Here is a 10,253-nt window from a genome sequence, read left to right as displayed (position 1 = left end):
CACAGCATGTTGACAGGCAGGAGATCGCAGTGCAGAAAGACGGCAGTGTCCTTTGGCGGCGGCGCCGCCATGACACCAAACGCCGCCTTCCACACGGCCGGCTTGCCTCGATCGCAGCGATCAGGTCGGGCACCGACTTGAAGACACCGCGGCGGATGGCTTTCTCGGTGAGCTCGCGGAACCAGCGTTCGACCATGTTCAGCCATGAGCTCGACGTCGGGATGAAATGCAGGTGGAACCAGGGATGCTTGTCCAGCCAGGCCACGACGTTGTCGTGGGTGTGAGTGCCGTAGTTGTCGAGGATCATGTGGATCTGGAGTCCCTTGGGGACCTGACGGTCAATGGTGCGCAAGAACTTCAAGAACTCGCCGTTGCGGCGCCTGGGAAGACATTCGCCGATCACCACTCCGGTCAGCACGTTCAGCGCGGCGAACAGGGTCGTTGTCCCGTTGCGCTTGTAGTCGTGGGTCATGGTTCCGGCCCGGCCTTTCTTCAAAGGCAGCGACGGCTGCGTCCGGTCGAGCGCCTGGATCTGGCTCTCTCGTCCATGCACAGCACCACCGCCTTGTCGGGCGGGTTCAGATAGACGCCGACCACATCGATCAGCTTCTCATCGAAACGGCGGTCATTGGAGAGCTTGAAGGTGCGCACCAGATGCGGCTTGAGCCCACGAGCAGACCACACACGCTGCACCGTCGCTGGGCTCACCCCGGCCGCCTTGGCCATCGACCGGCAGCTCCAGCGCGTCTCGCCTTCCGGCTTGGACTCCTGGGCCAACCGGACGATCTCGTCGATCTTCTCCGCCGGGATCTGCGGCTTACGCCCCCGGCCGGGACGAACCCGACCCAGCTCGGCCAGCCCCTCCTCCGCGAAGCGACTCCGCCAGGCCACCACACTCGACGGCGAGACCCCGACCTCATAGGCGACAGCCGTGCTCGCAAGACCATCAGCTGCCGGCAACAGCGCCTTGGCCCGGGTCACCTCCCGATGAGCTGCCGTCTGGTACCTCGCCAAGCTCTCCAGGATTACTACGGGGACCGAACAAGATCACGAATGTAGCCTGACCAAGTCATCAGCCCTGTCCGTCAAGCCGGGCAACCCCAGTGCGTCCTGGTGTCGTTGATCCCACGAGTCCGAGCCTCGGCCTTCTACCGGGGCCGCCCGGGGTGAAGCGGCCTCATGGTCGTGTCAAGCGATGCGGGCAGTCTTCATGACCAATCGCTGGCAATGTTCGAGTTCACGCCTCTCAAGTGCCGACCGCATTCATCGCTCTCTCCTTGCAGGCGCAACGAGGCACCGCGACCCGCAAGGATCGCTGACGGTCTGCCGGGGTGTCGACTGACACCCCTGGCAGTATCCGCAGGTTGTCGGTGCCCGGTCCTGGGCAGTCCTTCGTCAGGAGCTGGCTCGGGCCTTGCGTGTGTTCAGCGGTGCGCGGAGGTGTTGCGGCGCGTCACCGTCGATGCGACGACGACCAGAACAGCCGAGATCGCGATAGCCACAATCCACCGCACCCAATCGATGCCAGGGCTGCCATTACCGCCGAACGCGGTATAGACGAACCATCCGATGATCACCCCACCGATTCCGCACAGGATGGTGAGCCAGATCGGGATGTTGTCCTTGTTGCCCGGCGCGACGAACTTTCCGAGCAGGCCGATGATAATGCCCGCGACGATGACTCCGATGATCTCCATGGTTCCGTCCTCTTGTAGCGCCGAATCGCTGAGGTCGTGCGACCGCAGCCATAGACCTGTGCCCAAGCCACAAACCCCATGTCGCGGGTCTTGGCCGGGCAAGGGTGGTCGGGTCGAGCCGAGTTGGCGGTGAGGACCAAAAGGCAAGCAAGGGAACGCAGTACAGGTTCGGCTGGTACAGCCGCGAGTAGGCCGGTGCGGTCACCTCGACCGGATACATCTCGGTCAGGAACTGGATCCAGGCCGAGGAGGTGGCTGATGTGTGGTTGCTGAGTGGGCCTTCAAACCGACCGAGACATGGATGTGGGGCAGGACAGCGCCGGTCTCTTCGTCGTACGCGCGGGTGCCGCCACCGATCGCCTCGACGTTCTCGAGGTGACGGAGCTCCAGACCGGTGCGTCGGGGTTCTCGAGCTTCTCGCAGGCGCCGGCGAGTTGGACGTCTCCCAGGCCGGCGATGAACATCGGGATGAAACCTTGCCGTACGTCGTACTCGGCGCAGAACTCGGCGAGTGCCGTGTAGAAGTCGTCGCCGTGGTCGAAGTGGACGGCAAAGGTTCGGCACATGGTCAGTTCAGCAGCCCGCACGATCAGCTCCTTCGAGGGCGTCAAGGTAGGCAACGCAGCGAACCGCGGTGTTCAACCCGCGAGTGGACAGCAGGCGGCTCCCCGGATGGACGATGTCGTCGATGCCGGCGACCGCAAGCTCCTCACACTGGCGGCGGAACCACTGCCAGGGCACATTGAGACAACTCGCCATCGCCGCGAGCCGCATGGCCGACATCGGCTGAGCAACCAGCCGACATAGCACCTCGTCGGCCGCTAGCACGTTCCGCAGATAGCTCGCACCATCGAGCGGATGGACGTCTGTCGACCTGCTCCCCCCAGCATCCGGGCCAGGTCCCGGGCGCGGGCAGCCACGCCCTGAGTGTGCGCCCACCGCCGCGGCAGCTCGTCGCTGAGCAGCCCCGCGTGCCACCGATTCAGCGTCCTCGAGGCCCCATCACGGCTCAGTAATATACGCCGGACCTCATCGAGCCAGCGCCACGCCGCAGTCGACATAATCCGGTGGGCCCAGCGTCGTATCTGACCACCAGCCTCCCGACCCCGGTCAGCTTCGCGGGAGTCGTCGCCCCGCGCGGAGTGGGTTTCCGGAGGAGGATGGAAGGGGTGGTCAGGGGCGGCCGCGCGCGCTGATATGCGCAACGCCCGCGGCCTGGTGACCGTTCGACCCGCGGGCTTGGTGGTCACCTGACACACCGGGGCCCAAGAGTATTCAGTCGGTCACCTCCCGACGGCGAGGGATGCCGATGTGGCCAACGGTAGTCAGGCGACCGCTTGTGTCGGGGTGAGCTTTGCGCGAAGATCGGCGAGGATCTTGCGTAGGACGCGCGAGACCTGCATCTGGCTGAGGCCGATCTCCCTGCCGATCTCGGTCTGGGCCCAGCCCTCGACGAAGCGCAGTTCCAGGATGCGCCGTTCACGCGGCCCCAGCTCCTCCAGCACTGGCTGCAGCATGTCAACCGTTTCCAACTGGTCGACCGTCCCGTCGTCCTCGGCAGCCACCAGATCGGCCAGTGTCTGATTCGCGTTGACGTCTGACGTGCGGTCCAGGGACAGCACGTTGAAGCAGCCGTTCGCGGCCATCGCCTCCTCGACCAGGTCCACCTCCAGGCCGAGGTAATCCGCGAGCTCAGCCCGGGTGGGGTCCCGGTTTAGCTGTTGCTGCAGCTCGGGCAGCTTGGCCATGATCGAGGCCTGGACCTCCTGCAGCCGGCGTGGGATCCGCACAGTCCACGCGCAGTCTCGGAAATACCGCTTGACCTCGCCGCGGATGCTCGGGATCGCGAAACCGATGAATGGCGTATTAGCGTCAAGCCGGTAATGGCGCGCCGCGTTGACCAGGCCCAGGCAGGCGACCTGCTCGAGATCATCGGCCTCGGCGCCGCGCGCGCGGAACCGGCGGGCGATCCCGCGCGCAATCTCGAGGTTGAGCTCGACGACCTGATCGATCAACGCCTGCCGCTCGGCGTCATCGGACGTTCGCTCCCGGCGCTGCAGCAGTTCTTGGGTGGCGGCTTCACGTGCGGCCCGCTCTTCGGGCGTCGAGCATTGCGTCGGTACTGTCTCGTTGTTCTTACCAGAAAGCATGATTGACCTCGCGACTCTGGAGTCACGGCGTGGCCACGTCCCTGGACCACGGTCAAGAGTTCTTGGTGCTCTCAGCCGGCGACGGCGAACAGGTTCGGTGATGGTTCCGCGGCGCTCGGCAGGTGCGGGGATGGGTCCAGCAGCCGGATGCAGGTCCCGGTCCGGTCGGCGAACACCGCGTACCAGCCGAGGGTCGACCGGACCGGCGCCATCAACCAATCCAGTTCAACCGCAACTTCATGAGAGTCCCTCCTCCTGGCTCTGCCGGGCCTCGCCCGGCCGTTGTGTCGATGCTCGGCGGACCTCGTCGGCCCGGTCACCGAGCTCGGAGATCCGGTCCGCGATCCGCGGATGGTCGCGGGTGAGTCGCGGGCCGGCATCGGCCAACGGGCCGAGCAGGGCCGCGGAGTCGTTGTCGCCAAGGGCATCGTGGATCCGGTCGACGCTCTCCTGAGTGTGCCGGTCGAGCCCGTCCAGTGCGGTGACCTGCCCCGCGAGGCGACGCAGATCGGCAGCGTTGTCGCGCGCCCAGGTGGCGACGGCGCGGTCGCTCGCGCGCTCGTCGCGGGCGGCCTGGACACGCTGCTCGCCTGTCATCGCGGCGCCGGCCGACTGCTGGTTGATCCGCAGATACCTCCGCTCGGCCGCCTGCCTGCTCGCCACCCCGACCGCCGGTGCCAGCTGTGCCCAGCTGGTGCCGGCGGCCCGCGCGTGGTCGATCAACCTCGGCTCCCACTCGGCCAGGTGATCCCGGACCGCGCGGATCCGGACCAGTGCCTCGAGCAACTGGTCGGAATCGTTGCCGTCAGCATCGAGCTCGCGTAGTACGCCGGTGATGAAGGCCAGCGCATCGGTCGCCTCGTCGAGTCCGTCGGGCGGCTCAGCTCGGTACATCCAGGATCTCCTGTGTCGGGTGGCGCCGTTCAGGCGTTGATCTGGCGCGGCTCTGAAGCCCCGCCGCTGATGCTGGTCTTGCGCGGCTTGGCCTGCGCGGCGACGGGGATCTTCACCGTCAGTACGCCGTTCGCGTAGTCCGCCGTGATCCGATCCGCGTCGGGTTCAGCCTCGACCATGTCCCCGGCGACGAGGCACCGCTGGGTTGCTGGGGCAACCGGTCCAACTCGCGAAACGAGTCGATGCGCATCAACATCGTTCCACCTCCAGATTGTCGACTTCGGTGTCAATACGCAGCACCGTTCTAACACGTCATCGGATGGATGACAAGCATCATCCGTCATCCATCCGATGACATGCTCGTCGTCACCGAAGAGGGCATGCGGGCGCGTTTGAAGCAGCGGCGGTCACGCCCCGGTGAGCACCACGACGGTCGGCTGCAACTCGCCGTACGAGACCCTGGATCTAGGTGTTCGCTGTACCGCGCGCCGAAGCTCGGTGGTCGCCCTGATTCCGGCCAGCGGCTTCGGTGTTCAGTCGCCGGGCTTCGGTGCGGGGGAGTTTGCGTGTGTCGCTCAGTTGCTGAGCGACGTCGCGCAGTTTGGTGTTGGTGTCTTGCGAGTAGCGCCTGAGGACGGTGAAGGCCCGGTCGCCGTCGAGGTCATGGCGTTCCATCAGGATCCCCATCGCCTGTCCGACTAGTTTGCGGGCGTCGACCGCCTGCGCGAGGTTCGCCTCGTGGCGGGCGTTGGCGAGCGCGACCGAGGCGTGCCGCGCCAGTATGTGCGCGACAGCGATGTCATCGGGTCCGAAGGCGTCTGGTGCGGTGCTGTACAGGCCCAGCATCCCGACGCTGTCTGTGGCGGTGGTGAGCGGCACGTCCAAGACGGCGCGGACGCCGAGTTCGCGGACCTCCGCGGCCCATTGGGGCCAGCGCGGGTCGACGGCCGTGTCCCGGACCAAGACGTCCTGGCCGGTTCGCATCGCCTCGACAAGTGGCCCGTGTCCTGTCGCCATGGCGTGATGGAAGATCTCGCAGACCAGTGGGTGGGTTGCTGCCGGCACCTGTGGCCGTCCGCGACTGTGCAGGGCAATGCCGGCATGGGAGCAGTTCAGGGCTTGGAGCGCGAAGTCCACGACCGCATCGACGGTCTCCTCGAGCCCTTCCGCGCCATGCAACTCGACCGCCAACCGGGCGAACGCCTCGGCGGCGTCCGCGCCGACAAGGCTGACGGTCGCAATCTCGGTCTCCTGGGGCGCCTCGGTGCGAGGCCTCCGCCGACCTGTGTGATCCGTGCCACCGATCATGACACCCATCCTGCCGTCCATTCACGGTCTCCTCAACGCGGACGGTGAGACGCGTCGGGTGACATGGGTCAAGCGTCTGTTCAGGGGTTCCAGGAGTTGCCTCCCCACGTCCGATGCACGCCGCGCGCCCACGAGGTACCGGACTGGTCCGTATCGGAATACGGTAAGAGTTCTGGGGCATACCGAAGGGCCCAGGCCTGGTGCGTCACCCCCACCCACCGCTGGCCCTTCTCCCCGACGTCCTGCGACCCAGCTGCACGCCGAACGCGTTCCCCCTTCAGGATTGGTTGTCGTCGACCAGAACGGCGATCGAATCCAGCTCGCTCCCCCGCGGCGGCCGCGAGTCGACCGGACCCTCGAACAACACCAGGGACATCGTCATGAAGGGACTCGCATCGTTACCGAGAGCCGTTGGTGGCAGAACGAACGATTGTGGCGGGGTACAGGTACTACGTCGTCGGCCGACAGGTCCCCTGCCAGCCGGCGGGCCAAATAGCACGAGGGGTTGGCGATGGACACTCAAGATGTCGCGACTTACTGCGAGAACGGTGTCTGGAAGAACCGCCGACCCGGCTGTGAGCCGTTCTCCAGCTGCGGCCCACGGCTGCGGCAGGTCGCGATCGGGGGAAGTCGCCCGGTGGGCGCAAGCCCAGCACATCATCCGCGACGCCACCGGCGCGGTCGTCGAGACCAACATCTACGGCCCGGGCGGTTCCCGCCCAGTTCACCGATCAAAACGATCCGGCCGACCACCGACGCCTGATCCGATGGCCAGGCTGTGTCCTCATGCCTTGTCGCCGCCGGCTGATGTTGTTGCTAAGAGCAAAGAGGTGGCTCGGGCACCGCGGATGTCCGGGCATAGATCTCCTGTCGAGCGGGTACCCGGACTCGCATCGAGCCGATTCTTCATGCCGGCTGACGGAGGGCACCCAATGAGCACAGATCCGCGCACTCGATACCCCGGGCCCGACCAGCAGGATCCGGAGCAGCAGCCGCATCCGGGACACGGCGATGCGATGAGTCCCGAGCCTGACTACGGCGAAGACAGCTATCGCGGCAGCGGCAAGCTGACCGGTCGGCGGGCTCTGATCACCGGCGGCGACTCCGGCATCGGACGAGCCGTCGCGCTCGCCTTCGTCCGCGAAGGAGCCGACGTGATGATCTCCCATCTGGCCGCGGAGGAGGACGACGCCCGTGAGACCTGTCGCCTGGTCCGGGAGGCCGGGCGTACGGCGGCCGCCGTACCCGGAGACATCCAGGACGAGGCGCACTGCAACCAGCTGGTCGAGCGGTGCGTCGACGAGCTCGGCGGCCTCGACATCCTGGTCAACAACGCTGCATACCAGATGCCGCGCGAGGGCATCGCCGATATCTCCACCGAGCAGTTCGACCGGGTGCTCAAGACCAACGTCTACGCGATGTTCTGGCTCTGCAAAGCGGCATTGCCACACCTGTCCGCAGGCGCGGCGATCATCAACGCGACCTCGATCCAGGCCTATGACCCGTCGCCGAACCTCCTCGACTACGCCACCAGCAAGGCCGCCATCCTCAACGTCACCAAAGGTCTGGCCCAGGAACTCGCATCCAAAGGCATTCGGGTGAAGCCGTCGCACCAGGACCCATCTGGACGCCCCTGATCCCGGCGACCATGCCGCCGGAGAAGGTCGACGAGTTCGGCGCCGACACCTCGCTCGGTCGAGCTGGTCAACCCGCCGAATTAGCACCGGCGTACGTCTTCCTCGCCTGCGACGACTCGACGTACATCACCGGCGAACGCATCGGCGCCACCGGCGGCCGCCCGTTGCCCTAAGCCACCATCATCCGCCGACGGATCCGAACCGGACTCGAAGAAGTTGGTTGTCATGGGAACTGCCGAGGACCAAGTCGTAGCCGCTGCCTTGGCCCGGGCGGACGCGTTGGCCAGTGGGGATGGCGAGCAGCTGCGGTCATTGCTGCATCCGGACTTCCGCTGGACTTCTCATCTGGGTGAGCAGTTCGATCGCGAGCTGTACGTCGCCTCGAACATCACTCAATCACTGACCTGGAACAACCAATCCCTGGCACGAATCGCAGTGATCGTGGTCGGCGACACCGCGGTACTGCGGTGCGTGGTGACCGACCGCGTCGACCACGGTGGTGGCATCGAGACATTCCGGATGCCGATGACGCAGACGTGGGTCCAGGTCGAGGACCGATGGCTCTGTCTCGCCGGACATGCAGGTCCATGTCTGACGGATGACTGATCAGAATCCGGCCAGCGGCTGGCGTCAGGTGAAGATGCTGACGCCGCCAGGACCGACGAGGAGGCCGATGATGATCAGGGCGATGCCCCAGATCACCTGACCGCGAACGATCGAGAAGATGCCGGCGATCACCAGGATCGCCGCGATGATCCACAAAATGAGACCCACGGTAGTTCCCATCACTCGGGCCGGCTCGCCGGCGAGTTACCCGTGCCAGAACCTCTGTACCCAAGGTCAAACGACACGGGTCAAAGCGGTTGTCCGCGACCGCCCACTAGCGCATGCGGCGGAGGTGTCACGTGGCCGGAAGTGAGTGTCCTTGGGCGGTTCACGTTTGCCGAGGGGGGTACCGATCGAGCGTGGATGAGCAACGCTTGATCGAAACCGCATGTCGGCTCTCGAAGTCGCTGACTCCGGGTGACCTGGACCATACGCTGGGTCGGATCACTGCGGCTGCGGTCGAAGTACTGCCCGACGTCGACTACGCGAGTATCACCGTGAAGCGTGCCGACGGCCGGCTGGAAACGGCGGCACCGACTGACGACATGCTGTTGAGACTCGACGCAGCGCAGTACGAGTTGCAGGAAGGCCCCTGCTACGACGCCGCTACGGACGCCGTGCACGTCAGCTCGCCGAACTTGGCGGCAGATTCACGATTCCTCCGCTACGCAGCGGTCGCAGTGGAGGCCGGCATCCGGGCGCAGGCAGGCATCCGGCTGTTCGATGCCCCCAAGTCGCAGGGCGCGCTCAACCTGTACTCGCTCCACGCGGGCTCGTTCGAGGACCTCGGCGCCCTCGGTCAGCTCTTCGCCCACCAGTCCGCCGCGGTGATCGACTATGCGCAGGAGATCCAGAACCTCCAGGAAGCCGTGCGGACCCGGACCACCATCGGTCAGGCCGTCGGCATCCTGATGGAACGCTACAAGCTGACCGATCAGCGCGCCTTCGCGTTCCTCACCCGGCTGTCCCAGGACGGCAACGTCAAGCTGCGGAAGCTCGCCGAGGATCTCAACGCGACCTTCGACAAGGACAATTGACCTACTGCCGCGGGATGGAGTCGGCCTTGACGGCGTTTCGTTGGCCGAGGGTACGTGGCTCGCCTTTGGTGGTGTCGCGGGCCGTTTGTTGTTCGGTTTCGGCGTTGATCTCGGCTCCGAGCAGTACGGCGTACGCGGTCAGCCACAGCCACAGCATCAGGACCACCACCGCGGCCAGGCTGCCGTAGGTCTTGGCGTAGTTGCCAAACGTCTCGACATAGACCGAGAACCCGATTGAGGCGATCAGCCAGATGACGGTCGCGACGACGGCGCCCGTGGACACCCAGCGGATGCGCGGGGCGTCCCGATCCGGGCCCAGCCGGTAGGTGACCGCGAGCGCCACGGTGATCAGTACGACGGCGAGCACCAGCCGTACCGCCTCGAGCAGGATCCGGACCGGCGTGGCCACATCGTTCCCGATCGCCGCGCCGGCCGCGAACAGGGCGATCGCGACCAGGACGAAGACGATCGCGCCCAGCGTCATACCCAGAGCCAGGAGCTTGCGGCGGACGAACCCGCGCGATTCGTCCTCGTCGTACGCGAGGTTCACCGCGGTCAGGAGGTACCCCGCACCTCCTGACGCACTCCACAGCGCGGCCACCACAGCGATCGCTAGGCCGATCCCCAACCCCTGTCGCGGCGCCGAGGTCAAGGCGTCGAGCTGCTGGAGCAGCAGATCGCGCCCTGACGCCGGCATCGCCGCGGCCAGATCCTTGACCTGGTTGCGGATCCGGGCCGGATCCGCAACCAGCCCGTAGGCCAGCACCCCAGCGACGACGGCCGGAAACAGCGAGAGGAAGCCGAAGAACGCGACACCGGCCGCAAGCAACGGCACCTGGTCGGCCTTGGCCTCAGCCCAGGCCCGCCGAATCACCTGCCACCAGCCGGCCGCCGGAATCTCCGTCGGCTTGTCGGCATCCACTC

At 66.1% G+C, this 10,253-nt stretch carries 13 protein-coding genes and 1 pseudogene; 4 read left to right on the top strand and 10 right to left on the bottom strand.

Annotation, left to right across the window (positions count from 1 at the left end; translation table 11 throughout):
- Positions 1-106 precede the first annotated feature (106 nt).
- The 8 genes and pseudogenes from AB0E63_RS45390 to AB0E63_RS45355 form a co-directional block, all read right to left on the bottom strand.
- Positions 107-1,026 (bottom strand): annotated as a pseudogene (locus AB0E63_RS45390) (IS630 family transposase); the annotation flags it as partial.
- A gap of 398 nt (positions 1,027-1,424) precedes the next feature.
- On the bottom strand, positions 1,425-1,697 hold the full coding sequence (locus AB0E63_RS45385; RefSeq protein ID WP_360380814.1) for a GlsB/YeaQ/YmgE family stress response membrane protein: 273 nt from the start codon (positions 1,695-1,697) through the stop codon (positions 1,425-1,427).
- Between the two features lie 281 nt (positions 1,698-1,978).
- A complete protein-coding gene (locus AB0E63_RS45380) occupies positions 1,979-2,284 on the bottom strand; it encodes a hypothetical protein (protein WP_360380811.1) in 306 nt (101 codons plus the stop codon).
- A gap of 738 nt (positions 2,285-3,022) precedes the next feature.
- On the bottom strand, positions 3,023-3,847 hold the full coding sequence (locus tag AB0E63_RS45375; RefSeq protein ID WP_360380809.1) for a sigma-70 family RNA polymerase sigma factor: 825 nt from the start codon (positions 3,845-3,847) through the stop codon (positions 3,023-3,025).
- 71 nt (positions 3,848-3,918) lie between these two features.
- Complete coding sequence (locus AB0E63_RS45370) at positions 3,919-4,059, bottom strand: hypothetical protein (protein ID WP_360380806.1); 141 nt, start codon at positions 4,057-4,059, stop codon at positions 3,919-3,921.
- 25 nt (positions 4,060-4,084) lie between these two features.
- Complete coding sequence (locus tag AB0E63_RS45365) at positions 4,085-4,741, bottom strand: hypothetical protein (protein ID WP_360380803.1); 657 nt, start codon at positions 4,739-4,741, stop codon at positions 4,085-4,087.
- 29 nt (positions 4,742-4,770) lie between these two features.
- Entirely contained in the window at positions 4,771-4,920 is a 150-nt protein-coding gene (locus tag AB0E63_RS45360) for an Hsp20 family protein (RefSeq protein ID WP_360380800.1), read from the bottom strand.
- 286 nt (positions 4,921-5,206) lie between these two features.
- Positions 5,207-6,070 carry a GAF and ANTAR domain-containing protein gene (locus tag AB0E63_RS45355; RefSeq protein WP_360380798.1) on the bottom strand — a complete coding sequence of 288 codons (864 nt, stop codon included), beginning with the start codon at positions 6,068-6,070 and terminating at the stop codon, positions 5,207-5,209.
- A gap of 911 nt (positions 6,071-6,981) precedes the next feature.
- Here AB0E63_RS45355 and AB0E63_RS45350 point away from each other — a divergent pair.
- Genes AB0E63_RS45350 through AB0E63_RS45340 form a run of 3 tightly spaced genes read left to right on the top strand, consistent with a single transcriptional unit; the run spans position 6,982 to position 8,292 of the window.
- A complete protein-coding gene (locus AB0E63_RS45350; protein WP_360380796.1) occupies positions 6,982-7,686 on the top strand; it encodes an SDR family NAD(P)-dependent oxidoreductase in 705 nt (234 codons plus the stop codon).
- Positions 7,687-7,697: 11 nt separating this feature from the next.
- Positions 7,698-7,859 (top strand): SDR family oxidoreductase, encoded by a 162-nt coding sequence (locus AB0E63_RS45345; RefSeq protein WP_360380793.1) that lies wholly within the window; start codon positions 7,698-7,700, stop codon positions 7,857-7,859.
- Positions 7,860-7,911: 52 nt separating this feature from the next.
- Entirely contained in the window at positions 7,912-8,292 is a 381-nt protein-coding gene (locus AB0E63_RS45340) for a nuclear transport factor 2 family protein (protein WP_360380790.1), read from the top strand.
- A 24-nt stretch (positions 8,293-8,316) separates the two neighbouring features.
- On the opposite strand, the gene AB0E63_RS45335 is transcribed toward AB0E63_RS45340, so the two are convergent.
- Positions 8,317-8,460 (bottom strand): GPGG-motif small membrane protein, encoded by a 144-nt coding sequence (locus AB0E63_RS45335; protein ID WP_360380787.1) that lies wholly within the window; start codon positions 8,458-8,460, stop codon positions 8,317-8,319.
- Positions 8,461-8,651: 191 nt separating this feature from the next.
- Between AB0E63_RS45335 and AB0E63_RS45330 the strand changes: the two genes are divergently transcribed.
- Positions 8,652-9,329, top strand: a complete 678-nt coding sequence (locus AB0E63_RS45330; protein ID WP_360380784.1) for a GAF and ANTAR domain-containing protein — start codon at positions 8,652-8,654, stop codon at positions 9,327-9,329.
- A 1-nt stretch (position 9,330) separates the two neighbouring features.
- Here AB0E63_RS45330 and AB0E63_RS45325 read toward each other — a convergent pair.
- On the bottom strand, positions 9,331-10,253 hold a 923-nt coding region (locus AB0E63_RS45325), incomplete at its 5' end, for a YihY/virulence factor BrkB family protein (protein WP_360380781.1).

Origin of the sequence: Kribbella sp. NPDC026596 (assembly GCF_040638415.1) — a bacterium.
Lineage (GTDB): Bacteria > Actinomycetota > Actinomycetes > Propionibacteriales > Kribbellaceae > Kribbella.
This window is presented reverse-complemented; position numbering and strand designations above follow the sequence as displayed.

Coding starts and splice junctions, on each gene's coding strand:
- AB0E63_RS45340 (WP_360380790.1), top strand. CDS start 7,912: ATGGGAACTGCCGAGGACCAAGTCGTAGCCGCTGCCTTGGCCCGGGCG.
- AB0E63_RS45375 (WP_360380809.1), bottom strand. CDS start 3,847: ATGCTTTCTGGTAAGAACAACGAGACAGTACCGACGCAATGCTCGACG.
- AB0E63_RS45370 (WP_360380806.1), bottom strand. CDS start 4,059: ATGGCGCCGGTCCGGTCGACCCTCGGCTGGTACGCGGTGTTCGCCGAC.
- AB0E63_RS45365 (WP_360380803.1), bottom strand. CDS start 4,741: ATGTACCGAGCTGAGCCGCCCGACGGACTCGACGAGGCGACCGATGCG.
- AB0E63_RS45360 (WP_360380800.1), bottom strand. CDS start 4,920: ATGGTCGAGGCTGAACCCGACGCGGATCGGATCACGGCGGACTACGCG.
- AB0E63_RS45385 (WP_360380814.1), bottom strand. CDS start 1,697: ATGGAGATCATCGGAGTCATCGTCGCGGGCATTATCATCGGCCTGCTC.
- AB0E63_RS45350 (WP_360380796.1), top strand. CDS start 6,982: ATGAGCACAGATCCGCGCACTCGATACCCCGGGCCCGACCAGCAGGAT.
- AB0E63_RS45355 (WP_360380798.1), bottom strand. CDS start 6,070: ATGGACGGCAGGATGGGTGTCATGATCGGTGGCACGGATCACACAGGT.
- AB0E63_RS45345 (WP_360380793.1), top strand. CDS start 7,698: ATGCCGCCGGAGAAGGTCGACGAGTTCGGCGCCGACACCTCGCTCGGT.